Raw genomic sequence first — 23,692 nt, forward strand, 5'->3', positions numbered from 1 at the left:
CTTTTTTCGTCAAAATTTGCTCAATCACCCGAATTAGTATGGCATCTATCAACGATATTATTAAACGCGAGGTTAACCCCTTTGACCTGGTAAATTTGAAGACAGGTAATTTTTGGGGTCAAAATCAAGACTTAGAGTCTATGGTTGAGTCAATTCATCAAGATGCGATAACGCAAATTGAAGGATTACTCAATTTAGTCACTACAGATAATTGTAGTCGTACAGTTTTACTTGTAGGTGATGCTGGTTCTGGCAAAAGCTATCTTCTAGGTAGACTAAAACGCACATTTAACTCAAAAGCTTTTTTTGCTTATATAGGACCTTGGGTTGATAACGATTATATGTGGCGTCATGTGCTACGTAATACAGTTGATAGTTTGATTCAAGTACCAGATGGGCAGCAGGAGTCTCAGTTAATACTGTGGCTTAAAAATTTATCCGTTTTCACAAAAAGCAATCTGAAAAAACAGCTTTTTAATGAGAGTTTTTGGCAATTATTATTAAATGATCGTCAAAAATTTATTAACCATCTTAAAAAGAACTATCAAAAAACAGGTATCTATAATCCTGACATTTTTTTTGGAGTGTTACACGATCTCACAGATCCAGAACTTTACCCTCTAGCGTGTGAATGGTTAAGAGGTGATGATTTAAGCGAAGAATCGATGCAAGCTTTGAGAATTAGACACTGCATTGATTCAGAAGACGCAGCAAAGAATATTGTAGCTAATTTTGGTAGAATTTCTACTGCAACTCAACCAATTGTTTTATGTTTTGACCAAGTTGAAACTTTGCCAAATTGGGTTTCTAATCCTCAACCTTTATTTAATATAAATACTACTATTCATAATGAAAGTCTCAAAAATTTCCTAATTATTATCAGTATAGTTACCAATGCTTGGAAGCGGAGTTTTGATTACCTTCAACAGTCAGATAAAGCCAGAATTGAGAGATTAGTATCGCTAAAATCTATTAATTTGAATCAAGCAGAAGCACTTTGGGCTGACCGATTACAATCTCTACATCAAGAAGCTAATCCTAAGCCTGATTTACCTATTTTTCCCTTGAATAGACAACTATTAGATAAAAATTTTCCTGGTGGTAGAACTATGCCAAGAAATGCTTTTATTCTTGGTAGGTTAGAGTATCAAGAATATAAATTTTCTCTGTTGAATAATAAAGAAAATAATGAGCATAAAATTATAGTAATTAAGCCACAGCCAGATCCCCATACTCAAGAAAGAGATGATGGGAACAAAATAGAGATTAAAATTAAAAAACCTAATTCTTCTAAGAATACTTATAAAATCGACGAGCAGGAAAGAGAACAGGCTGAGTTTCAATTAATCTGGCAGCAAGAATATAAAAAAGTTCAGGCTAAGATAGCAAAGATATCTCTTTTAGCAGCACCTGACCTCATACAGATGATGCAAGAAGCTTTAGAGGCATTACAAGCACAGGCAATTAAGCCTAAACTCATCAGTGGCACTTATGCAAGCTATTCCTTAAGTTATCAACTGCCATCTAAACGAGACACTATAGGAATAGTCTGGACGGAAGATGCTAATATGAATAGTTTTTATAACGTAATGAATGCTTGCCAAAAAGCAATTCAGAAAAATCTTTGTCAAACTCTATATTTAATTAGAATTGGAAATGTAGGAAATGCAAAACTTGCGGGATATAAAATCTATAGTCAGATTTTCACAGGTACTAAGCATATTCATATTAAACCAAATCTTCCCTCAGTTCACTACTTAGCGACATACCATAGCTTAGTTAATTCTGCTCTTGCTCAGGAATTAGTTGTTGCTGGGAAAGTTATTAATTTACAAGCACTACAATCTTTAGTCTATGAGTCTAAAATTTTGGAACAATGTACTTTATTACAGGATTTAGGAATTGTTTCTAAGCAAAAACCTGACGAAGAGAATGGAACTAAAACCAAAGATTTACGACCTGTCAAAGATTTTTTATTGAATTTAGTAAAAACCCAAGGTTATATGGGAGTGCCTACTTTAATTTTCCAGGCAACTAGTCAGTTTTCTGATGTGAAAGAAACTGAAACTCAACATTTAATTGACTTATTATGCCAGGAAAAGAAAGTGAAAATTATTAACCCTAAATCTAAGTTACCAGATCAGTTAATCTGTTTAGTCACTAAATAGATAAGTTTTAGCCAATGCACTACCTGACAAAAACTGCTGAAATCCAGACACACATTGCAAAATTCGCCTTGGCTAAAGTGCTGTGGCTAGATACAGAAGTCGCTGATTGGAATACTTATTCTCCCAGATTATCATTAATTCAGATATTAGCAGAACCCACAGATGTTACAGGAGAGTTGGCTTATATTTTCGATGTGTTGGATAAACCTGATTTGATTGCACTCTTTATTAACCAAATTATGGTTAATTCTCAAATCGAGAAAGTATTTCACAATGCAAGTTTTGATTTAAAGTACTTGGGGGACAAATCTGCACAAAATATTACCTGTACTCTCAAGCTAGCAAGAAAGATTACTCTCAAAACATTAGAGACATCTAATTTAAAACTAAAAACTTTAGCAACAGAACTTTGTCAATTTTCTCATGTAGATACAGAAGAAGGGAGAAGTGACTGGGGAAAGCGTCCTCTTAGTGAAAAGCAATTAAAATATGCTGCTCTAGATACAGTCTATTTGGCTGCTGTTCATCGCCGTTTATTAGAAATTTATAACCCTAATATTGTAAATAATATTTTTAATATTATGCCTCATGATTCAAAAAATATATCTTTAACAGCTACTAAAGTCAGAGTCGCTTTTGAATGCCCTCGATTATTTTATTTACATCAGCGATTTGGCGGAAATACTTTATTTGTACCATCAGATAAACAAGTTGGTATTGGTAATAGTTTTCATCAATTAGCTGATAGTTTTATAAATTTAGCTGTGAGTGATTCAAGATTTCAAGAAATATTTAAAATAAGTGCATCTCAATTAAATATCGATGAAGTTGCCTCTGGTATGCAACAGCTTTTTTATGAAATTAAATTTTCTACTTATCTAGAAAAAGCTATTGAAAAAGATGCTAGTGCAGCACAACCACTTTACAAAGTTTGGCAAGGATTGCAAGGATTAATTCGACGTTTTGCAGAAATCCTGATAGTAAATCGAGGTTATTGTAGTGCAGAAGCAGTTATTTCTAATACTTTTAGTTCTGAAGAACGTAAGCTTGAGCATTATTTTCAGCTACCTGATGGCACACAACAAAGGGTAGGAGGTGAATTTGATTGCTTGGTCTATAATTTTGAGCTTAAGCGGTTGTGTGTAGTTGAATTTAAAACTTATCAGCCTGTAGATCCATCAGCACAATTGGCTCAAGTTGCTCTTTATAGTTACATGCTTTGGCAAAAGAAAAAAGTACCCGTTGACTCGGCGGTTTACTGTGTTTTACCTGAGTTTAAAGAGTATCAGTATTCTTGGGAACAGTTAGAAAATACAGTGCATCAGTTGATTCCTTACAAGTTGCAGCAGATGCAGGAATGGTTAAGTTGGGAATCTCCTCATCCCAATTCGCCACCGCCAACAACTCAGCCTTATCTATGCGAAATTTGTCCTCAAAAGCTAAAGTGTCAGACTTTTTTTCCTTCGCTTGTTGTTGATGATAAATCTATTTTGCTATCAGAAGATGAGAATAATGGCGCTCATGTTGCCCACCACACAATAAATCAAGAGGAATCTATTAATGCTGATGCTATTGGTGAAGAGTTGGTTTCTACTTTGCAATCGTTTGCTATTAGTGTAGATTATCACGGTGCTGCTGTTGGACCGGCTTTTATTCGGGTCAAACTTAAACCTCATCTAGGTGTGAAAATTAATGCGCTTTTGAAATTGTCAGCAGATTTGCAAGTGCAGATGGGGTTAGCAAATCCGCCGCTAATTGCGCCGCAAGCTGGTTATGTCAGTGTTGATTTACCCCGTCCCGATCGCCAAACTGCCAGTTTTGAGAACTATATTCAGCCGCAATTCTTACCCCCAACAGTACCTGTAAAAATTGCCATCGGCGTGAGTATCGAAGGAGAGTTGGTAGAAGCTGATTTATCCGATCCGAATACTTGTCATTTTTTGGTTGGTGGTACAACTGGTAGTGGGAAGAGTGAATTTTTACGATCGCTCCTTCTCAGTCTCCTCAATCGCCATTCTCCCCAACATCTGAAAATCGCCCTGGTTGACCCCAAGCGAGTGACGTTTCCAGAGTTTGAGAAAATGCCTTGGTTGTATGCACCAGTGGTTAAAGATAGCGATCGCGCGATCGAACTTATGGAACAATTAGTTGCAGAGATGGAATCCCGTTACCAAAAGTTTGAAAAAGCTGGGTGTGCCGATTTAAGTGGTTACAATCAACGCTCTGCTCAGATTTTACCTCGCATTGTCTGCATTTTTGATGAATATGCCGACTTTATGGCAGAAAAAGAAATCCGCACATCCCTAGAACAAAGTATTAAACGACTCGGAGCAATGGCACGAGCCGCCGGAATTCATCTAATTATTGCCACTCAACGCCCAGAAGCGAAAGTTGTTACACCGATAATCCGCTCAAATCTCCCAGGAAGAGTTGCTCTACGTACAGCCAGTGAGGCAGACTCAGCGATCGTCCTGGGAGGGAAACAAACAGCAGCAGCTTATTTATTAGGAAAAGGCGATTTACTCTACCAAATCAGCGCTCAAATGCACCGCTTACAAAGCTTATTTGTCAAAAATATTCAGTTACCATCAGCATAAAGAATATTTCAAAAGTCATATTGAATACTCGAATCTTCATTTTGCGGGAAGGAAGCAGACGGGAAATTGCAGTAATTCTTCTCCCCACTGCTTGTTATTGGAACTTTAGGATTTTATATCCAAAATCTAAAATTCTCTGATGATAAAATCAAACAATTGATGTGCCATTTCTAATTTAGAACAAGGTGCGATCGTCAACTGCCGTCCTTGTATATCTAAAAATATCGCTTGATTGCGATCGCTCCCAAAACCACTATTAGCTCGATCGATGGGATTGGCAACAATTACATCTAATTTTTTATTATGTAATTTTTCTAACGCTGGTTTGACAATATTTCCAGTTTGTGCTGCAAAACCAATTAATGTCTGATGTGGCTGTTTTAGTTGTGCTAATTGGGCGACTATATCGGGTACTGGTTCCAAAGGTAAAGCTTGGGGGAGCGATCGCTTGGGCAATTTTTCTCGACTATAATCTTTGGGCTTCACATCTGCCACGGCTGCTGACATCACAATAATATCAGCATTGGGTAAAGATTCCACCATGATGTGCTGCATTTGCTCTGCACTAATCACAGGAATTGCTTGCACTCCCAATGGGACTTCCCAATTAGCTGGGGCATATACTAAAGTAACTTTTGCTCCTCGGTGAAGTGCAGCTTGGGCTAGTGCTAATCCCATTTTACCTGTTGCCGGATTGCCAATAAATCTAACTGGATCGAGATACTCTCGCGTTCCCCCAGCACTAATTAACACTCGTTTACCAATTAAATCTCGTTTGCCTTGAGTGTGTAACAGTGATTCGATATGAGCCAATATTTCTGCGGGTTCTGCCATCCTACCAGCACCAACGCGATCGCACGCTAATAAACCTGATGCTGTATTCATCCCATGATATCGGCTATCTATCAATAGCTGCTGCCAATTTCGCTGCACTGATAGCTGTTCCCACATATCTGTATTCATCGCTGGAGCTAATAGCACTGGACAAGTAGAAGCCAACACGGTATTTGTAAGTAAATTATCTGCCATACCGTAGGCTAACTTTGCTAATGTATTAGCCGTTAAAGGAGCAATTACGATGATATCTGCCCATTCACCCAAGTCAATATGCAACGGCCGAGAATGATTTGCTTGCCAAAAATCATTATCTGTATATGCTTGATGACGAGATAGGGTTGCTACAGTCAAAGGCGTAATAAATTGTTGCGCCGAATGGGTGAGAACGACTCGCACTTCCACCCCAGTTTTAAACAGCGTCGAAATTAATTCACAGATTTTGTAGGCGGCGATACCGCCACCTACAGCAATTAGAACCCTATTCAATTTTGGATTTTGGATTTTGGATTTTGGATTTAAGGGAGATTGCATTGGTACTTTCAAAATTAAGCGACTAATACATTAATCCCGATCGTCTTTGGTTTTAGCCAGTGAACCCCAATCCATAATGTTAAATCTCCAATCCAAAATTGCTACGCTTCATCGTAGGGTTCCAAGTCTAAGAGGTAAATGTAGGGTTCAACTAACTCTGGACGCTGAAAAGCGATCGCTCGCAGTAGATGCCAATCATTTAAACCCTCAAAAGCATTACTGTAGTTATCTAATTCCAGACGTGTAGCCAGTTCTTCTACTTCTGCCGCAGTCATGCCAGCAATTTCTTTTTTGGAAATGCTTAGAGTTGTCATAATGTTTGCCCCTCCCTTATGCAGCATTCGCTTTCAGCATGGGTGAAGTTGCGCTATTTTGCAGCCACCCAATATATATTACTCATTAGATGTCATTGATTTCGTGAAAATTTACCACATTTATACCAGAATTTATAAAAAATTCGTAATCCTGACTAACGACTTGTGTTCACAATGAAATTTCGTAGCACTTCTAAGGTTTGTGGATCTATTTCATGCCCCATATCAAATTCGTGATATTCCACTGCCACACCCAGAGACTCTAAAGCTTCTCGTGCCTTCCAGGCGGCTTGGAGTGGCACAACTTCATCAACTCTACCGTGAGTAATTAAAGTCGGCGAAATCGTACCTTTAGCTGCCGTGACTGCCTCAGGATGCAAATACCCACTCATGACAACTAAACCTCCTAAAGGCAGTTTTGATCCGACATCTAAAGTCATTGCCCCGCCTTGAGAAAATCCACTCAAAATAGTCCGTGATAAAGGCACGCCAGTACTGCTTTCTAAAGATTGCAAAAAGTCTGTTAGTAGTTGCCGACTCTCTGCCAAACCTTCATACATATTTTCTGCCCTCAAGTCGTACCATGCCCTCCCTATAGGGGAATAGGGATAAGGATAAGGTGCATTGGGTAATACAAACTGGTAATCAGGTAGGTTGATATACGGTAACAAAGATGCTACATCTTCAGCATTAGCACCCCAACCATGCAAAGTAACAATTAAACCTGCTGGGGGTTGAGAACTGGCTGTGGGAACGTTAATAAATTGTAAAGACAGAGGTCTACTCCTAAAATTCTACTCCTTTAGTAGATCCTAAGCTGATATGCGTCTAAATTAGATAAATAGTCTTTCTAATCGTTGACTTTGACAGTTATCGGTCATCAGGTAAATGTACAAGTTAAATTCGTAACAATTCAGGACTGAAAGTCAGATAAAAAGAATTTATACTCCAGGCGACGCTCTCTACGAGACGCTGCGCGTAGCTTCTCCGTTGGCGCAGCGTCCCGTCAGGAGAGAGTACGCGGATTCGCTACCGCTGCGCTATTCTGTCTCAAAATCCCTATTTTTGTACTTCATCCAAAATAAAACTGCTGTATGTAAGCGTTTTTTTCAAGACTAATTTAGATTTGCTTACACTTCTATTTATTTGGTTCTTTTTTCTCCTTTTTATCTTTGGGATCTTTTTTAGGTTTTTTAGCTTCTTTATTACTTTTTCTTTCCTTCGACATCAGCGTTTTCCAACTAGGTTAATCAGTCTAAACTTTCAGATTATGCCTTTAAGAAATGAGGATGTGACTTAACTCTTTTCCTTTTAAGGCAGACAAGAAAATATCAGACACAAATGCTACTAACTACTATGATAGGGTGTTGTTTGATTTTCTTAGGAAAAAGCGACAATTATTTGCTTCGGCGCTTTACTCAAAGATTGGATCTGAATCTAGTTCCCACTGATGCTTTAGCAATTCCTGGTAGGTTGTTTCCCGAATCATCATCTGTTTATATAGCATCAGCAAAAATTCTTGAGCTTGTTCCCGAGACATCTGCTGCACTTGGTCGGCAAAGGTTCTCAGGCTAAATTCTTGTTCTAAAGATAATGTAATAGGCTGATTCATCACAGGCTCCTGTGCAAAACTGGGTGAAAACTAAAATGACAATTCTGGCTATGTTGATAAGAAGGTAAATACCTAGCTATGGTCGGTAAGTCATACACTCATTCAGCAGTACGGCATTTTTCTTTAGGATTAGTGTGCCTGAGTGTAAACTTATATTAATTAGTATAACAAAATATTTACAAACTGGAGGCGATCGCAACTCAATGCCTAAAAGCGAATGGATATGGTCTTGAAGTGAACCAAGGCTTATGTAAAACTTGACATTCTTCTGTTCTGGCTTACTTTTCAGGAATTGAGCAATGGCGTGTCTAGCGCTGCTGAGTGTATATAACAAAACTGCTTTAATTGACCTAGCCCGTAGCTTGGTTGAACAATTTGACTTTGTGCTAAGTAATTGATGCTGTTGGCGAAGTCAAAAAACGCTCGTGTTTGGGTAAGTCAATTGAGTGATGAAACGATTGAGAGCTTTTTGAACAGCTTTGTATCCAGGGGCTTGCTTACCTAATTTCAAGTCAAGCAAAATGCGATCGCGTAGTCGATTTTATTCTCTCTTTTAGACTAGTGATATTGACTCGATGCTGAAATTAGGCGAGATCGCAAGCCCAAAGTTTTGAAACTGGTTTTGGGGTCGAGCCGAGATAGCTGTAAGTGCGATTTACGGCTAAACCCCAAATTTGCATTCAAATACTGCTAGATAAACCTCGTCCATCTTGAAACCTGTAGTTCTTCTCTGATGGAAAAGATTTGCCCTCATCCCCCAACCCCTTCTCCCAGATATTGGGAGAAGGGGAGCTAGAATTTCAAAGTCCCTCTCCCAATATCTGGGAGAGGGATTTAGGGTGAGGGCGAAAACTACGGTTCTCAACTTAGATGAGGTTTATCATTCACTTGAGTTAATATCTATCATTACGCAAATCATCGACCACATCTCTGCTAACAGCAATCTCTACACGACGCTTGGCTTGATTAATATTAGCTTCTGCTCTGTTACGTAAACCGACAGCAGAACCGTTATCTTCTTCTCTGGATATATCTTTCTCCGCACTCCGCAACAGTTTATAAATAGCACGTAACCTATCTAGATGTGCTATTGAATTATCAACTGGCGGATTATCATCTATATCTTTACGATCATAAACTGCTGCTTTGTCAATCTCTCTAATAGCGTTATGAACGTTTTGATATGCTATTTTTGTTTCCTGGACAACATTGGATTCATCAGAATGTTGGAGCAGTATTTCAGCTTTACGGAGGTCACTGCGTGCATGGAGATAATAGGGGTGCTTGCCAGATATATCTGCAAAAGCAATGCCATGACTCAGAGAAACTGTTACCAATCCGGTTAAGATGCCAATCGAACTGATTTTACGTGTCATCATAGTTGGGAGTTAAGTAGAAAGTCTAAACCTATTTAAAAATTAGACTCCTTCATTGCTCAAAAAGTTTTGTCTTATACATATCAATGTTGTGTCAAGATATGTCAAAATTTCGATATACAGGCACACCCTAGATTAGCGCAGTAGATTATTCACGGACGGATTTCTCAGCCACTGCGATCGCCTACGACGGGCAGTTACGCCATCGCACTCTGTTTGGAATTTGCCTTTTCCACAGTGACTTGGGGACGTTGCAGGGTTATCTGGAGGTCACGCCAGAGCAGAAGCGGAAAGCTGTTTCTGTGATTGGATTCTAGCGAGTGTTTTAATAGTCACAGAAGGATAAAAGCTAGAGTCAAGATTGAAATTTTAAGTCAGTGAGGAATTATGAACTCTTACAATATCAAACCAATTTTTACACAGAACTAGAGACAGAATGATGGATTTAATTAAAATATTAGAGGGAAAACCCAAAAGATTCTCCATATTACTAAGTACTTACTTGATTGGGATTATAGGCTTAATTGATTACTACATTCCCGCAGAAATTGACATATCAATTTTCTACTTGATTCCTATTGGTATTGTTACCTGGATGATTGGAAAAAATTCTGGTTTTTTAGCATCATTTATAAGTTCTTGCACATGTTTTATAGTCAATCAAGAACCAGGAAGAAATTTTTTACATCCTTTAGTTCCCTACTGGAATACTCTGGTGAATTTCTGTTTTTTTCTTTTGTTTGTTTATTTATTATCCCAAATTAAAGTTCAGTTAATAACTCTCAAAAAACTAACTCAAACCGATGCTTTAACTGGACTAAAAAATCGAATTTTTTTCCAAAATATCGCCAATAATGAAATTAATAGGGCTAGGAGGTTTCAAGAACCTTTGACATTAGCTTACCTAGATATTGATGACTTTAAAACAGTTAACGATCAATTTGGACATATTGTTGGTGATAATCTACTATGTATAGTGGGTAATACTGCTATTAACAACCTCAGAAAATTTGACGTATTTGCGAGACTTGGGGGTGATGAATTTGCAATTTTGCTCCCAAAAACAGGCTATGAAGCAGCACAAGCAGTTCTGCAAAGGTTGCAAACAATGCTTCTAGCATCTATGAGAACAGAGGGGTGGTCTGTTACTTTTAGTATTGGTGCTATTACTTTTATAAACCCACCAAATTCAGTTAATGAAATGTTGGACAAAGTAGATAATGTTATGTATGGGGCTAAAAGAAATGGGAAGAATTTGTTACTACATGAATTATCAATAGGGTAACGTTGCTACTGCCAAACTCCTCTTTGCCGATATTAACTTTATGAGGATTTTTGAACTCTTCTAAGGGACTGGAGCCTCAAAATTTATTTTTTTAGAAACTTTGAACACCATAGTATAGTATAGTATAGTATTCTACATATGTTTAATATAATATTAATAAATGCTGAAATTCAATTTCTCAATTGTTTTTAATTAGCAATACTTTAGATTATTCTGATTCCTAATTAAATTTTAGCTATTGAATCCAGCCTGTTGAAAGATTGCATGAGGAGTAATTTCCAATTCTGGTAGCAAATCATCAGTAATTACTTGATGAGATCGATAAGTAATCGGTAAGGAAGATGGCGCAAATACAGTTACAGTTCTAGCTTTTGTATCAACCACCCAAACACGAGAAACACCAGCTTTCAGATAATCAGTTGCTTTTTCGGCAATTTCACCAAAAGTTTGACCAGCCGAAATGATTTCGATGACTAATTCCGGTGCAACAGGACAAGCTTCATCTAATAACCAATCAGCAGGAAGACGGTTATGAGAAATATAGGTCAGATCGGCTATAGGCATCCAATCTTGTTGATTTCGTGTTAGTTTAATTGCCCATTCAATCACAACCCGACCCTTTGCTTGTGCCCATGCAGACAATAATATAAATAAAGCACCAGTAGTCGAACTATGAAAAAATTTTGGTGACATTTGATTATCTTTATACTTGGGTACAGCTTCACCGTTAACAAACTCGTATGTAATATCTCCTTCGGGAAGTGCGAGAAATTCTTCTAGGGTTAGGCGTTGATTAGAAGACTGAACCATAGGTGTTATGTGGGTAAAATGATGCTTACTTTTAGTTTAGGCGAACCTCTCCTTCCCAGCCTCCCTCTCCGAAACGGAAAGGGAGGAGCAAGGAAAAATTAAGCTTTTTGCTCCCCTCTCCGCGTCGGAGAGGGGCTGGGGGAGAGGTCAAATAAAACTTGTCAAACTCACGTTAAATTACACGAGTCAATATTATTTCTCATGGTCTTGAAGTGAAGCAAGGCTTATGCAAAACTTGAGATCCTTCGCTTCTAGCCTAATTTTAAGGAATTGATCAATGGCGCGTCTAGCCCTGCTGAGTGTATCTAATAAAACTGGTATAATTGACCTAGCCCGTAGCTTGGTTGAAGAATTTGACTTTGATTTAATCAGCAGTGGGGGAACAGCCCAAGCCCTCAAGGATGCGGGACTCCCTGTTACTAAGGTTGCAGATTACACAGGTTCACCAGAAATTTTAGGTGGTCGAGTCAAAACCCTACATCCCCGAATTCATGGCGGAATTTTGGCCCGGCGAGATGTTCCCCAAGATATTACAGATTTAGAAAATAACCAAATTCGCCCGATTGATTTAGTGGTGGTGAATTTATATCCTTTTGAGGAAACGATCGCTAAACCAGAGGTAACATTATTAGAGGCAGTTGAGCAAATTGATATCGGTGGCCCAGCCATGCTAAGAGCATCATCGAAAAACTTCGCTCATCTTGCTGTATTATGCGATCCAGGGCAGTATGACGAGTATTTGGAAGAATTGCGCCAAAATAACGGCGTAGCATCCCTAGAATTTCGCCAAAGGGCAGCATTAAAAGGATTTTCCCACACTGCTAGTTACGATCAAGCGATCGCATCTTACCTCGCAGAAGCACAGCAATATACCCTTAGCGGTACACAATTGCAATCTCTGCGTTACGGCGAGAATCCCCATCAACCCGCCACCTGGTATCAAACTGGTGCTACCCCAACGGGATGGACAGCCGCTACGAAACTCCAAGGCAAAGAACTTAGTTACAATAACTTAGTTGATTTAGAAGCCGCACGCCGAATTATTGCTGAGTTCACTCATACCCCAGCAGCAACGATTATCAAACATACAAATCCCTGTGGTACGGCGCTGGGAAGCAGTATTTCTGAAGCGTACCAAAAAGCTTTTAATGCTGATTCTACTTCTGCCTTTGGTGGGATTGTCGCACTCAACCGCCCGATAGATGCGGCGACAGCTAGCGAGTTAACTAAAACATTTTTAGAATGTGTGGTTGCACCCAGTTGTGATGCGGAAGCTCAAGAAATCCTGGCCAAGAAATCTAACGTGCGGGTTTTGACTCTAGCTGATTTGAGCAGTGGCCCTAAGGATACAGTGAAAGCGATCGCAGGTGGTTTCCTTGTCCAAACTAGCGATGACATTATTGCTGACGCCAGTCAATGGCAAGTTGTCACTGAACGCCAACCCAGTGACAGCGAATTAGCCGAATTGCTATTTGCTTGGAAAGTTTGCAAACATGTGAAATCTAATGCCATTGTTGTAACTAGCGATCGCACTACACTAGGAATAGGTGCTGGTCAAATGAACCGCGTTGGCTCAGTTAAAATTGCCCTAGAACAAGCTGGAGAAAAAGCTAAAGGTGCAACTCTCGCCAGCGATGGATTCTTCCCCTTTGATGATTCAGTCAAAACAGCCGCAGCCGCAGGAATTACAGCCATTGTCCAGCCAGGGGGAAGTTTGCGTGATAAAGATTCAATCAAAGCTGCTAACGAACTCGGTTTGCTGATGGTCTTAACTGGTGTGCGTCACTTTTTACACTAAATTATTGACCATAAGGTGTGCAGTTTTGAAACTGTCCCTCAATATACTTGTCTTTTGATGGAAGCGGTGATATTATTTAATCGTGTGTGAGGAGCAAGTTAAGAATAAAAAGCGTTTGGGGTGGAAACACGGCAACACTCCCAAACGCTTTTTAGTTTGTCAGAAATTGGCTTGTTTGTGCAATTTTCAAAATATTACTCAATAGACTTGCCATTTCATAGAACTAGTGATATTGTTTAATCGTGTGTGAGGAGCAAGTTAAGAATAAAAAGCGTTTGGGGTGGAAACACGGCAACACTCCCAGGCGCTTTTTAATTTGCATGTAGAAATGAGATTATCGGTACAGTTTTGAAAGTGTCACTCAATATACCCACCTTTTGATTACACCAGTGATAGTATCTAGTTGTGTGAGGAGCAAGTTAAAAATAAAAAGCGCCTGGGGTGGAAACACGGCAACACTCCCAGGCGATTTTTAATTCTAGGGTATTTGAAAGAGACTCCTGCTTGTAAAGATTCAGAGTTGATGCGCCAAAATTACTTCCCACTCAAACGGCGAGAGTGGTTTTACCTCTATTTGCATATCAAAACAATCACTAGCTGCGGTAACTAAAGCTGCAATAATCTTTTCAATAGTCAGGTTTTGAGGCAATTGTACATTCGTAAAAGATTCTGCACCAAATATCTGAGCATACAATTGAACGTCTGGTTGCAAACGAATGGAACCATGTTGCAAAATAGCGCCGCTACGTCGCAGTTGGGCGCTTCCAATGAGTTTGACACCATCTGGCAAAACTAAATCTGCACTAGTTGCTGTGCCAAAACAGTTAGGGTTATGAATGTAACCTCGCCCTTCTGTACCGTAATGTAATTCTACGCCAAGCGATCGCCATCCTTGAATTAAAAACTGACAAATTTTTTCGTACATCTGGAGGCGACTACCCGTCAGTCCAGATGTGACTACAGCGTAAGTTAAATCACCTTGATGTAGTACCGCCCGTCCACCGCTAGGACGCCGGACTAAATCCAGTTTCTCACCTTGCCAAATCAGATCTTGCCAATATTCAGGGTATTGGCGTTGATGATAGCCCAGAGAAATGGCAGGTGGCGACCAAGTATAAAAGCGCAGAGTTGGCGGATGGTTTCTTTGCTGGTGCTGTTCTAGCAACCAGCGGTCAATGGCCATCTGCACCTTTCCAGGCGCTTCTAGCAAAGGAATTAGTCGCCAAACCGGCTTGTTATGCATCTGATGCAGCAGAACTCCAATCTAAAATCCCAAATCTCAAATTCCCTAAGCTGCGCCAAATTCAGATTGTAAAGCTTCATCGTTATTATCAGCGATCGTTGCCACAATGGTAATCAACCGAGAGACTTCCCCAGGGGACAACTCCGCTAAGGTGCGTGTTGATATCACAACCACCCGATTTTCAATAATACCGAAACGTGCTTCAAAAGTGCTAGAGCAGTTTAACTCCAAAAGATGCCGCATCAGCTTTGGTTCATTTTTAGCAGGTAAATCTAGCACCGCAGACCAAACCGTTATGGTGTCTTCATCAGTTGTCCCGTTGAGTTGAACAAATACTTCCACACTCCCGTACTTAAACTTCCAAAGATAACCACCCTTTGGAGTGTGGCTAACCATTGCACTGTCATCTTGTTCTAAGCTGTCGATGACATTTTCAATTACCTCCAGATGGTTAATACCTGTAGTCTCGGCGATTAACTCATTGATGGATTCGTCATTAGTTAGGGTTTCTTGGTAGCTTGCCATACAGATTTTTTTCTCAACATACTTGCTGTTTTATCTACACATACTTTATAGCTTGTTGCCACGGTTAGTTTGAGCTTCCTTAGGTGATAGTCTTATGAGTCATACCAGATCGGGTATTTCTAAATAAATGCAGTAAAAAATATTACTTTAATTTCATGTTTGTGACTACACCTCTATTGCAGAAAGTGTATAGCACATTTAAATTCTAACGCCAAAAAGGATGTGGAAACCTATAATTTGTGTCTCGGAAAGCCTGCAAAATCCTTATGTTCGTCAATTAGCAAGATGATGAATTGAATCGGGCATTAGTGAGTGTGTAAAGGTTGATGAAGAGTCAAATTGAAAGATTAAGATGAGGTTTTGAACCGCAAAATGACAAATGATGAGCAGGAGGGCGTGAAACTCACCCCTGGCGGACTGAAAAAACTTGGCAATCTTGTTAATGTTAAGGATCGCATCATTGCTAATGCTATTCGTGAACGTGGCGGAGGACAAGCACAGGTTAATCAGTTACGTAGCGATTATCAAAATATTAAAGTTGGTGAGTTAGCTAATTTAGCTGCTGCGGGAGACACAGACGCAGAAACTGCTATTAAAATTCTCAAGCAAGCAAGGAAAAGAGTGACAAGTATGGCAATCAATGAATTTCCTATGGGGCAACTTCTAATAGGTGTATCAACAATTAACGACGTAGAATTTGATGGAGATGAACTTTGTCTAGATGAAGTTAATCTTTATTTTGAAGATACGAAAAATCAAATTACAGTAGTAACTCTTTTACCTATTGCTGATACTGATGAGATAAAAGTAATAATAGAAGAAGCTATCAAAGAGGATAATAAAGTTTATGCTAAGTCGGATAATTTATTGTCTTCACTAGCACTAAATGTAAAATTAATGTCGGTTTGGGTGTGTGAAAATGTTCAAGGTTATCAAGATCAGGTAATTTTTGCTTTTGAAACTTTACATCCCAGCATTACGTTTCTCGCTGAGGGTTCAGTTATTAAAGTATTTATGCATGAGCAACTATACAAGAAAGAAGACGAAATAGCAAAATTATATCAAGAAGGGTGGAAAGAATTGGAAATGGAAATGAAAAATGCATCGCTAAATTTAACCCAGGTTGCTGAAAATTCTCCGAATCAATCAAAAATAGTTGAGTAGCGATGCTTGCGGCGAGCTTCTCTACGAGAGATCAGCACCATCACAGTCTTAGAGATTGTCAAAGGCTGGCATAAGAACCAACGCCAAGATAAAATTCAGCAGTTTTTTGTTGAAATTATAGAGGCACAAGTGTTAACACTGCAACTCAATGATGCGGAGTTGGCAGGGCGTATTTATGCAGATTTAGAGCGCATAGGACAACCGATAGGACTTGCTGATGCTATCATTGCGGCGATCGCAATCCAACAAAACTTAACCTTAGTCAGTGGCAATTTATCCCATTATCAGCGCATTCAATCATTGGGTTATGGGCTAGATCTGGATAATTGGCGAATGTAAACCCTCTTTTTACCTCTGGAACAGGGCAAAATAAAGATAACTAAGAGCGATTCTAAGCGCCACCTTCCATGAGTTATTGCCTTAATCCCCGTTGTTCAAAGCCTGAAAATTCTGGTGATGTCAAGTTTTGCTTGACTTGCGGTTCCAAGTTACTTCTCAAAGAACGATACCGTGCTATCAAACCAATAGGCCAAGGTGGTTTTGGCAGAACTTTCTTAGCTGTGGATGAGGATAAACCATCAAAACCACGCTGCGTAATTAAGCAATTTTATCCCCAAGCCCAAGGCACTAATACTGTGCAGAAAGCCGTGGAGTTATTTAACCAAGAAGCAGTGCAGTTAGATGAGTTGGGTAAGCATCCGCAAATTCCAGAACTATTAGCATATTTTACCCAAGACGATCGCCAGTATCTTGTACAAGAATTTATTGATGGGCAAAATTTAGCTCAGGAACTAGCACATAGAGGTGCTTTTAGTGAAGCGGAAATCTGGCAATTGCTCAATGATTTATTACCAGTATTGCAATTTTGTCACGAGAGAGAAGTTATTCACCGGGATATTAAGCCGGAAAATATTATTTTACGTAGTAGCGACCGCAAGTTAGTTGTAGTAGATTTTGGTGCTTCTAAATCTGTTACTGGTACTGCCTTAAATAGAACCGGTACTAGTATTGGTAGTCCCGAATATGTCGCCCCAGAACAAATGCGAGGTAGGGCAGTTTTTGCCAGCGATATTTACAGTTTGGGTGTTACTTGCATTAATTTGTTAACCAGGCGATCGCCTTTTGATTCCTATGATACCAATAACGATACTTGGATTTGGCAGAAATACTTGCAAACTCCCGTTAGTAATCCATTGAGTCGCATTCTCAACAAGATGCTAGAAAGTATTCCAATGCGGCGTTATCAAACAGTAGATGCTGTTTTAAAAGACTTAAATCAATATTCGCAAGCGGCTGTTAAACCAGCGATTCCAGCAAAACCTGTTCCTCAACCCCCACCTAATTCTACACCTCCTTTTATTACACAATCTCCTAGTGAAATCGATCGCGAATTGGAGGAAATGAAAACACAATTTCTCGGCGGTAATAAAGCACAACAAAATAAAATCCAATCACCCAACTCCACATCTCAATCTTCTAGTAAAAGTCAAATAGATCGAGAATTAGAAGAACTAAAAGCTAAATATCTTGGTAATAATAATCCATAAAATGGACTGGGTATTGATTGGGTTGAATTTGAAAAATTACTAAATTGGTTTTCTCGGTTTGCGGATTGCACCTTGCCACCTAATAGTTTGCTTGGCAGAACGTCCTCCTAAAGAACGAGTTGCTATCACTTCAATTTCAACGTTGACACCAGGACGTAAAGCTTCGTTATCAATTTTGAGTTTGCCCAAAGCTAAAGTAAAACGGTTGTAGTCACGAGTCACAAGTTCGTTGGGAATATCTCCTTCGTATTCAGTTTTATAACCAGAAAAACCGTACAAGCTATCTTGTGCGCGGAATTTGACGCGAAACTGTGTATTAATGGCATCAGATTTTGCTGCCAAATCGACTATTTTTAAGTTCAGGTTTTGTCCGGCATCAGCAAATTCTGCCACAGCTAATCGAGTAACATCTTTTTTTGGAATAGCATAGTTAACAGTGAATGTTGTTAGGTTCGCTTCACTTTTGCTACTACCTTCAACCCATAAGTCCTCAGGAAAAGTCACTTCTATTTCTTTGCTGTCAGTTAAATTTAGTGTTACCGCTTGATTGGCAAAGTCGGTAATGGGTTGTCTTTCTTGCCAAACTATTTGAAAAGCTTCTTCTAAACGCTGTTCAAACTCTCGATAATCATCAGCGATCGCCGAACCAGGTGCAAGTAGAGAAATTGCTCCTCGGCGAAGATTCCACTTGTTTTTTGAGAGGTTAAATTGTTTATTTGTTAGTTCTGAAATTGCTAATTTTACAGTGGGATTATCATCAGCCAAAGGTTCCTTGCTGTTGACAATACTCAAAGTTCCTAAGCGTCCTTTCCTACCATTGCTACCATCACTACCATCTCGTCCATCACTACCGTCGCTACATCGATAAACCTTATTCTTACATTTGTAATTAGGGTTACCTGGAGTTCCTTCACAAGTCTGCACTTCCCAACTGCGTCTCCGACACTTACAACCCACCGTACCATTTCCACCTCTACCGCCGCGTCCACCTTCGCCGCCAGTTGCCCGAACAAAAATATTTCGTAAGTCTGCCAAATTAGTGTAATAAACTGTTATTGAACCACCATTACCTCCATCTCCTCCTTTGCCACCGTTACCACCACTACCGCCATCTGGTGCATTTATGTCGTGGTTGACTTTATCAGATTGGTTCCTACAGTTAGGCCGATCGCCACGTTCTCCATCTTCGCCATCTTCACCATCTTTCCCCGATAGGTCAAGATTAACAGGTGAACCATTGAGAAAAATATTCTGGTTCTTACCACTAGAACCATCTCTACCCGATCGCCCATTGCTTCCTGTGCGTCCATCTGTGCCATAATCACTCGCTAGTTTATAGTATTTTTCAGAGGCGAAGGCTGGACATAAAACTGAACCAGAGGCAGGCAAAAAGTTAGTAAATAAGCAGAATGTCAGCAGTAGGGGCAGCTTACTTTTAAAACCTTTGTGCATCTGGTTAGACCTAAACTTTCACTTCAATTAACTGTATCTTGTTTTGATTGCCTTAATAACAACGTTCTTCAGTCAAAGTCTTTAGTTCTCGAACCTCATACTTTTCGACTTATTGGTGTAGATAATTGGTCTAGAGAAGACGCAATAAATCGCGTCTCTACATCAGGGTTTTGGGCTGAGCTGAACTGTATTCAATACTTGTCGGTTAAGGGGAAGGGGAAAGGGGAAAGAAAAAACCTTTACCCTTTACCCTTTACCCTTTACCCTTTACCCTTTACCCTTTACCCTTTACCCTTTACCCTTTACCCTTTACCCTTTAACCTTTTCCCCAAACCCAATGCCGAGTTAAAAATGCTTTACCCGAGCAGTATTGGAACTGTATTGATTTATATATGGCAAAAACAAAATCCACCTTGATATTAAATTACCAGGTGGATGGGTTAGTTATTTTTTAGTGGATCCGAGCAGAGTCGAACTGCTGTCCAAATTGGGTATTGACCCCCCGCTCATTCACAGGTTTAGCCTTTCTAACCCTCAAGGCGGGAATCGTTCATTATCCCGAACGTAGGATGCTCTGATTTAATCTTAGCCAGCAAGCCAACCAGAGAACGCTTGCTAGAGCATCCGTTGGGGGTTGGTCTTCAGTCCTTAACGGAGTCAAACTAAAGACGCTCGAACCTGTAAGAGGTGTTTAGGCAGCTACTAGAGCGTCCTTACGAGCAAATTTAACGATGTTATTCGCATTTACTTTTGTTTTGAGCCTTTGATTTCCGAGAGGAGACTCACTCTCGACCTGAATCACAGAGCAGCGTTCGCCAACCTGTCGAAACCGTGACGGACCCTTGTAATACATATATTATAGTTTGCTGTTAGGGAAATGTGTCACAGAATGACAAAGAAATATTAAACTCTCATTACCCAGGCTTAACTGTTATGAGTCAGACTACAAACAGAGTTCGGTGGACAATTCAAGATGTTACATCATTAGCCGATCGCGAATGGATTTGTGATGAGATTCTCGATGGAGAATTGTTTATGGTAGGCGATCGCCTACCATAAACATCAGTACGTGATTGGATGTATCTTGATGTCTATTGATTTTGCAGTTGCTTGCGATCGCTGAATATATTTTTGAATCGCTATACTTGTACAATAAACAGTACAAGAATGAAGCAAATGAAAGTTGTGTCTTTTAGCGAAGCGAGAAATAACCTCAAGGCTGTTTTAGACCGAGTGGTGGAAGATGCCGACTATACCATCATCACCAGACGCGATGCGGAGGATGCCGTAGTGATGTCGCTAGAGTTATTTGATAGTTTGCTGGAGACTGTTCATTTACTCAAGTCTCCGGCTAATGCCAGCCATTTGCAGCGTTCTATTGCTCAGTTCAAACAGGGGAAAGTGGCGGAGCGAAATTTGTTGGATGACTAGAAAGCTAGCATGGACAGATGAGGCTTGGAACGATTATTTATATTGGCAAGGGCAAGACAAGAAAACATTAAAACGAATTAACAAGCTCATTGAGGCAACAATCCGGCTACCGTTTGAGGGAATTGGCAAGCCAGAAGCCCTGAGGGAAAACCTAGCTGGCTTTTGGTCGCGGCGAATTGATGATACGAATCGGTTAGTTTATGCGGTAAATAATGAGTATTTAACGATTATTGCTTGTCGATACCACTATTCTGATTGACAACCTTCCGAATTTTAACCAAGACTAAAAATTAAAAATAGCTAATCGCTAGCTTTTAAATCTACCAGCAATTAGCTATTTGTGATGGCTAGCAAGTGGCTATTTCCTAAGTTAAGGCTTCAGCACCACCCACAACCTCAAGGAGTTCTTGGGTAATTGCTGCTTGTCGGGCTTTGTTGTAAGAAAGAGTCAGCGTGTTAATGAGTTCACCAGCGTTTTCACTGGCATTACTCATGGCTGTCATCCGCGCTGCTAGTTCACTAGCCGCTGATTCTTGGAGCGCTCGCAATAACTGGTTACTCAGATAGAGGGGCAACAATGAATCGAGAATTTGCACTGGATCTTGCTCGAAAATCATGTCAGGAGCTAACGAGCGCACTTCCTTAGTGACTTTTTCCCGTTCGACTTCAAATTTACCGCCACGGGTTGTCAAGCGGAAGATTTCGTCATCTCCTGCTTCTAGACCTTGGGGATCTAGAGGTAGCAAGGTTTGGATCACGGGACGGGAGCTAACCAAAGAAAGAAATCTGGTATATATTAATTCAATGCGGTCAACTTCTTCCGAAAGGAACAAAGAAAGTAGTTGGTCGGCAATTTGATTGGCTTCGGCGGCGGTGGGAATTTGCTCTAAACCGCTGTAGGTAGCATCAATGGGCTGATCGCGGCGTTGAAAGTACTGTGTAGCTTTGCGCCCAACGAGGACAAATTGATAGTCTAAACCTTCTGCCTTAATTTCCTTGGCGCGGTTTTCTGCACGACGGATAACGTTATTATTGTAGCCGCCGCAAAGACCGCGATCGCCAGAAATAACCAATAGCCCGACTGACTTAACTTGGCGTTTTTTCAGCAGTGGGAGGTTTGCTTCTTCAAAGCGCAGACGGCTTTGCAAACCATACAATACTTGTGCCAAGCGATCGGCAAAAGGACGAGTCGCTAGTACTTGTTCTTGCGCCCGACGGACTCTCGCCGCCGCTACTAGGCGCATAGCTTCGGTAATTTTTTTGGTGTTTTTGACCGACTGAATGCGATCGCGTATTGATTTTAGATTGGCCATAGCTTTAAGTTCTGAGTCCTGAGTTCTGAGTCCTGAGTGGCAGAAAGTGCTGAATGCCAAGCTTCATAGGAATTGGAAATGTGAAAACTCGTAAGCATCATACTTATGGATCTTCACTCTTGACTCCTCTTCTCACTCAGCACCCAGCACTCAGCACCTAGCACTCTATTACGCTGCTGCTTTGAAGGTCTTTTTGTATTCGGTGAGTGCTTCCTTCAAGGCAGCTTCTTCTGCGTCACCTAGTGCTTTGGAGGATCTTACTCCTTCGGTATACTGGGGTTTACCAGTCTTTAAGTACTCACGTAATCCTTGAGTAAAGACGGTAATTTTATCTACAGGCACATCGTCTAAATAACCATTGATACCAGCGTAAAGAATTGCTACTTGCTCATATACTGAGAGTGGCGAATTTTGTGGCTGCTTGAGAAGTTCGCGCAAGCGTTGACCTCGTGCCAATTGGTCTTGAGTGGCTTTATCTAAGTCGGAAGCAAATTGAGCGAAGGCTTGCAGGTCGTCAAATTGGGCTAGTTCCAATTTAATCTTACCGGCAACTTTTTTCATTGCCTTGGTTTGAGCGGCAGAACCCACGCGGGATACAGAAATACCGGGGTTTACAGCGGGACGGATACCAGCGTTAAACAAGTCAGAAGATAGGAATATCTGACCGTCGGTAATCGAAATTACGTTGGTGGGGATGTATGCTGAAACGTCACCAGCTTGGGTTTCGATGATTGGTAGGGCGGTCATACTGCCTTTACCTAATTCATCACTCAGCTTAGCGGCTCTTTCTAATAAGCGGGAGTGAATGTAGAATACATCTCCAGGATATGCTTCGCGTCCGGGTGGACGACGCAGCAACAGGGACATTTGACGATAAGCTTGGGCTTGCTTGGAAAGGTCATCGTAAATTACCAGGGTAGCTTTGCCTTTGTACATAAAGTACTCAGCAATGGTTGCGCCTGTGTAGGGAGCTAGGTATTGCAGGGTGGCTGGTTCACTGGCACTAGCGGCAACGACGACGGTGTAATCCATCGCGCCTTTTTCTTGTAATGTCTGCACCACGTTAGCAACAGTGGAAGCTTTTTGACCGATCGCTACGTAGACACAAACGACATCTTCTTCTTTTTGGTTGATGATGGTGTCAATGGCGATCGCCGTTTTGCCGGTTTGACGGTCACCAATAATCAATTCCCGCTGACCACGACCGATGGGAATCATGGAATCAATAGCTGTGATACCCGTTTGCATGGGTTCGTGTACAGACCGACGCGCAATGATACCTGGTGCTGGAGATTCAATCAAACGGCTTTCTGTGGTCTTGATATCTCCCTTGCCATCAATGGCAACACCCAAGGCATTTACAACTCGTCCAATTAAGGCTTCTCCTACGGGTACTTGGGCAATTCTCCCAGTGGCTGTTACAGAACTACCTTCTTGTATTTCCAGACCTTCACCCATCAGCACCGCGCCCACATTGTCTTCTTCTAAGTTTTGGGCGATGCCAATTGTGCCATCTTCAAATTCTAAGAGTTCCCCAGCCATAGCCTTTTCCAGACCATAGATCCGGGCAATGCCGTCACCAACTTGCAGAACTGTACCAACGTTAGCAACTTTGACTTCTTGGTCGTATTGCTCGATTTGTTGTTGGATAATGCTGCTGATTTCGTCAGGTCTAATTGATATGCTCAT

The 23,692-nt window shown here is 40.5% G+C and carries 21 protein-coding genes and 1 other RNA gene; 10 read left to right on the top strand and 12 right to left on the bottom strand.

Features of this window, described 5'->3' with window-relative positions; translation table 11 throughout:
• The first annotated feature begins 38 nt into the window (after positions 1 to 38).
• Positions 39 to 2,168 (top strand): ATP-binding protein, encoded by a 2,130-nt coding sequence (locus tag ACFG4S_RS27610; RefSeq protein ID WP_392532113.1) that lies wholly within the window; start codon positions 39 to 41, stop codon positions 2,166 to 2,168.
• A gap of 14 nt (positions 2,169 to 2,182) precedes the next feature.
• Positions 2,183 to 4,765: a DNA translocase FtsK gene (locus ACFG4S_RS27615; RefSeq protein WP_392532114.1), complete on the top strand. Its 2,583-nt coding sequence runs from the start codon at positions 2,183 to 2,185 to the stop codon at positions 4,763 to 4,765.
• Positions 4,766 to 4,891: 126 nt separating this feature from the next.
• On the opposite strand, the gene coaBC is transcribed toward ACFG4S_RS27615, so the two are convergent.
• The 5 genes from coaBC to ACFG4S_RS27640 all read right to left on the bottom strand — a co-directional run bounded on the left by coaBC (position 4,892) and on the right by ACFG4S_RS27640 (position 9,438).
• Entirely contained in the window at positions 4,892 to 6,133 is a 1,242-nt protein-coding gene (coaBC, locus tag ACFG4S_RS27620; protein ID WP_392532115.1) for a bifunctional phosphopantothenoylcysteine decarboxylase/phosphopantothenate--cysteine ligase CoaBC, read from the bottom strand.
• A 101-nt stretch (positions 6,134 to 6,234) separates the two neighbouring features.
• The gene (locus ACFG4S_RS27625) at positions 6,235 to 6,447 is read right to left on the bottom strand and encodes a DUF2555 domain-containing protein (RefSeq protein ID WP_334863601.1); all 213 of its coding nucleotides are present in this window, start codon (positions 6,445 to 6,447) and stop codon (positions 6,235 to 6,237) included.
• Between the two features lie 155 nt (positions 6,448 to 6,602).
• Complete coding sequence (locus tag ACFG4S_RS27630) at positions 6,603 to 7,223, bottom strand: alpha/beta hydrolase (RefSeq protein ID WP_392536095.1); 621 nt, start codon at positions 7,221 to 7,223, stop codon at positions 6,603 to 6,605.
• Between the two features lie 638 nt (positions 7,224 to 7,861).
• Positions 7,862 to 8,059: an NblA/ycf18 family protein gene (locus tag ACFG4S_RS27635; RefSeq protein ID WP_392532116.1), complete on the bottom strand. Its 198-nt coding sequence runs from the start codon at positions 8,057 to 8,059 to the stop codon at positions 7,862 to 7,864.
• Between the two features lie 893 nt (positions 8,060 to 8,952).
• Complete coding sequence (locus ACFG4S_RS27640) at positions 8,953 to 9,438, bottom strand: hypothetical protein (RefSeq protein ID WP_392532117.1); 486 nt, start codon at positions 9,436 to 9,438, stop codon at positions 8,953 to 8,955.
• A 433-nt stretch (positions 9,439 to 9,871) separates the two neighbouring features.
• Between ACFG4S_RS27640 and ACFG4S_RS27645 the strand changes: the two genes are divergently transcribed.
• Entirely contained in the window at positions 9,872 to 10,720 is an 849-nt protein-coding gene (locus ACFG4S_RS27645) for a GGDEF domain-containing protein (RefSeq protein ID WP_392532118.1), read from the top strand.
• Between the two features lie 231 nt (positions 10,721 to 10,951).
• Here the strand turns inward: ACFG4S_RS27645 and ACFG4S_RS27650 are convergent, their stop codons facing one another.
• Positions 10,952 to 11,530: a Uma2 family endonuclease gene (locus tag ACFG4S_RS27650; RefSeq protein WP_392532119.1), complete on the bottom strand. Its 579-nt coding sequence runs from the start codon at positions 11,528 to 11,530 to the stop codon at positions 10,952 to 10,954.
• A 277-nt stretch (positions 11,531 to 11,807) separates the two neighbouring features.
• Here ACFG4S_RS27650 and purH point away from each other — a divergent pair, with 277 nt between their 5' ends.
• The gene (purH, locus tag ACFG4S_RS27655; RefSeq protein WP_392532120.1) at positions 11,808 to 13,328 is read left to right on the top strand and encodes a bifunctional phosphoribosylaminoimidazolecarboxamide formyltransferase/IMP cyclohydrolase; all 1,521 of its coding nucleotides are present in this window, start codon (positions 11,808 to 11,810) and stop codon (positions 13,326 to 13,328) included.
• Between the two features lie 514 nt (positions 13,329 to 13,842).
• On the opposite strand, the gene ACFG4S_RS27660 is transcribed toward purH, so the two are convergent.
• Both ACFG4S_RS27660 and ACFG4S_RS27665 read right to left on the bottom strand, forming a co-directional pair.
• Positions 13,843 to 14,571 (bottom strand): biotin/lipoate A/B protein ligase family protein, encoded by a 729-nt coding sequence (locus tag ACFG4S_RS27660; protein WP_392532121.1) that lies wholly within the window; start codon positions 14,569 to 14,571, stop codon positions 13,843 to 13,845.
• 45 nt (positions 14,572 to 14,616) lie between these two features.
• Entirely contained in the window at positions 14,617 to 15,096 is a 480-nt protein-coding gene (locus ACFG4S_RS27665) for a YbjN domain-containing protein (protein WP_392532122.1), read from the bottom strand.
• 372 nt (positions 15,097 to 15,468) lie between these two features.
• Here ACFG4S_RS27665 and ACFG4S_RS27670 point away from each other — a divergent pair, with 372 nt between their 5' ends.
• From ACFG4S_RS27670 to ACFG4S_RS27680, 3 genes are all read left to right on the top strand, one after another.
• Positions 15,469 to 16,260: a DUF6334 family protein gene (locus ACFG4S_RS27670; protein ID WP_392532123.1), complete on the top strand. Its 792-nt coding sequence runs from the start codon at positions 15,469 to 15,471 to the stop codon at positions 16,258 to 16,260.
• A gap of 6 nt (positions 16,261 to 16,266) precedes the next feature.
• Positions 16,267 to 16,599 (top strand): PIN domain-containing protein, encoded by a 333-nt coding sequence (locus ACFG4S_RS27675; RefSeq protein ID WP_392532124.1) that lies wholly within the window; start codon positions 16,267 to 16,269, stop codon positions 16,597 to 16,599.
• 68 nt (positions 16,600 to 16,667) lie between these two features.
• Positions 16,668 to 17,807 carry a protein kinase gene (locus tag ACFG4S_RS27680; protein WP_392532125.1) on the top strand — a complete coding sequence of 380 codons (1,140 nt, stop codon included), beginning with the start codon at positions 16,668 to 16,670 and terminating at the stop codon, positions 17,805 to 17,807.
• 39 nt (positions 17,808 to 17,846) lie between these two features.
• Here the strand turns inward: ACFG4S_RS27680 and ACFG4S_RS27685 are convergent, their stop codons facing one another.
• Both ACFG4S_RS27685 and ssrA read right to left on the bottom strand, forming a co-directional pair.
• Positions 17,847 to 19,259: a collagen-like protein gene (locus ACFG4S_RS27685; RefSeq protein WP_392532126.1), complete on the bottom strand. Its 1,413-nt coding sequence runs from the start codon at positions 19,257 to 19,259 to the stop codon at positions 17,847 to 17,849.
• Positions 19,260 to 19,711: 452 nt separating this feature from the next.
• Positions 19,712 to 20,101, bottom strand: a transfer-messenger RNA (tmRNA) gene (gene ssrA / locus ACFG4S_RS27690).
• A 91-nt stretch (positions 20,102 to 20,192) separates the two neighbouring features.
• Here ssrA and ACFG4S_RS27695 point away from each other — a divergent pair.
• The 3 genes from ACFG4S_RS27695 to ACFG4S_RS27705 all read left to right on the top strand — a co-directional run bounded on the left by ACFG4S_RS27695 (position 20,193) and on the right by ACFG4S_RS27705 (position 20,949).
• Entirely contained in the window at positions 20,193 to 20,318 is a 126-nt protein-coding gene (locus ACFG4S_RS27695) for a hypothetical protein (RefSeq protein WP_392532127.1), read from the top strand.
• Between the two features lie 117 nt (positions 20,319 to 20,435).
• The gene (locus ACFG4S_RS27700) at positions 20,436 to 20,690 is read left to right on the top strand and encodes a type II toxin-antitoxin system Phd/YefM family antitoxin (RefSeq protein ID WP_392532128.1); all 255 of its coding nucleotides are present in this window, start codon (positions 20,436 to 20,438) and stop codon (positions 20,688 to 20,690) included.
• The gene (locus ACFG4S_RS27705) at positions 20,683 to 20,949 is read left to right on the top strand and encodes a Txe/YoeB family addiction module toxin (protein ID WP_392532129.1); all 267 of its coding nucleotides are present in this window, start codon (positions 20,683 to 20,685) and stop codon (positions 20,947 to 20,949) included. Before ACFG4S_RS27700 ends, ACFG4S_RS27705 begins: the two co-directional genes overlap by 8 nt.
• 106 nt (positions 20,950 to 21,055) lie before the next feature.
• Here the strand turns inward: ACFG4S_RS27705 and ACFG4S_RS27710 are convergent, their stop codons facing one another.
• Together ACFG4S_RS27710 and atpA are read right to left on the bottom strand one after the other, a co-directional pair.
• Positions 21,056 to 22,003, bottom strand: coding sequence for a F0F1 ATP synthase subunit gamma (locus tag ACFG4S_RS27710; RefSeq protein WP_392532130.1), 948 nt, complete (start codon positions 22,001 to 22,003; stop codon positions 21,056 to 21,058).
• A gap of 168 nt (positions 22,004 to 22,171) precedes the next feature.
• Positions 22,172 to 23,692: a F0F1 ATP synthase subunit alpha gene (atpA, locus tag ACFG4S_RS27715; RefSeq protein ID WP_392532131.1), complete on the bottom strand. Its 1,521-nt coding sequence runs from the start codon at positions 23,690 to 23,692 to the stop codon at positions 22,172 to 22,174.

This window comes from Nostoc sp. C117 (assembly GCF_043099735.1).
GTDB lineage: Bacteria > Cyanobacteriota > Cyanobacteriia > Cyanobacteriales > Nostocaceae > Nostoc.

Bases quoted from the DNA above. Each gene is read 5' to 3' on its own strand.
- ACFG4S_RS27635 (WP_392532116.1), bottom strand. From the start codon at position 8,059: ATGAATCAGCCTATTACATTATCTTTAGAACAAGAATTTAGCCTGAGA.
- ACFG4S_RS27650 (WP_392532119.1), bottom strand. From the start codon at position 11,530: ATGGTTCAGTCTTCTAATCAACGCCTAACCCTAGAAGAATTTCTCGCA.
- ACFG4S_RS27640 (WP_392532117.1), bottom strand. From the start codon at position 9,438: ATGATGACACGTAAAATCAGTTCGATTGGCATCTTAACCGGATTGGTA.
- ACFG4S_RS27705 (WP_392532129.1), top strand. From the start codon at position 20,683: ATGACTAGAAAGCTAGCATGGACAGATGAGGCTTGGAACGATTATTTA.
- ACFG4S_RS27700 (WP_392532128.1), top strand. From the start codon at position 20,436: ATGAAAGTTGTGTCTTTTAGCGAAGCGAGAAATAACCTCAAGGCTGTT.
- atpA (WP_392532131.1), bottom strand. From the start codon at position 23,692: ATGAGCATATCAATTAGACCTGACGAAATCAGCAGCATTATCCAACAA.
- ACFG4S_RS27680 (WP_392532125.1), top strand. From the start codon at position 16,668: ATGAGTTATTGCCTTAATCCCCGTTGTTCAAAGCCTGAAAATTCTGGT.
- ACFG4S_RS27665 (WP_392532122.1), bottom strand. From the start codon at position 15,096: ATGGCAAGCTACCAAGAAACCCTAACTAATGACGAATCCATCAATGAG.
- ACFG4S_RS27625 (WP_334863601.1), bottom strand. From the start codon at position 6,447: ATGACAACTCTAAGCATTTCCAAAAAAGAAATTGCTGGCATGACTGCG.
- purH (WP_392532120.1), top strand. From the start codon at position 11,808: ATGGCGCGTCTAGCCCTGCTGAGTGTATCTAATAAAACTGGTATAATT.
- ACFG4S_RS27660 (WP_392532121.1), bottom strand. From the start codon at position 14,571: ATGCATAACAAGCCGGTTTGGCGACTAATTCCTTTGCTAGAAGCGCCT.
- ACFG4S_RS27670 (WP_392532123.1), top strand. From the start codon at position 15,469: ATGACAAATGATGAGCAGGAGGGCGTGAAACTCACCCCTGGCGGACTG.
- ACFG4S_RS27610 (WP_392532113.1), top strand. From the start codon at position 39: ATGGCATCTATCAACGATATTATTAAACGCGAGGTTAACCCCTTTGAC.
- ACFG4S_RS27615 (WP_392532114.1), top strand. From the start codon at position 2,183: ATGCACTACCTGACAAAAACTGCTGAAATCCAGACACACATTGCAAAA.
- ACFG4S_RS27645 (WP_392532118.1), top strand. From the start codon at position 9,872: ATGATGGATTTAATTAAAATATTAGAGGGAAAACCCAAAAGATTCTCC.
- ACFG4S_RS27695 (WP_392532127.1), top strand. From the start codon at position 20,193: ATGAGTCAGACTACAAACAGAGTTCGGTGGACAATTCAAGATGTTACA.
- coaBC (WP_392532115.1), bottom strand. From the start codon at position 6,133: ATGCAATCTCCCTTAAATCCAAAATCCAAAATCCAAAATCCAAAATTG.
- ACFG4S_RS27710 (WP_392532130.1), bottom strand. From the start codon at position 22,003: ATGGCCAATCTAAAATCAATACGCGATCGCATTCAGTCGGTCAAAAAC.
- ACFG4S_RS27685 (WP_392532126.1), bottom strand. From the start codon at position 19,259: ATGCACAAAGGTTTTAAAAGTAAGCTGCCCCTACTGCTGACATTCTGC.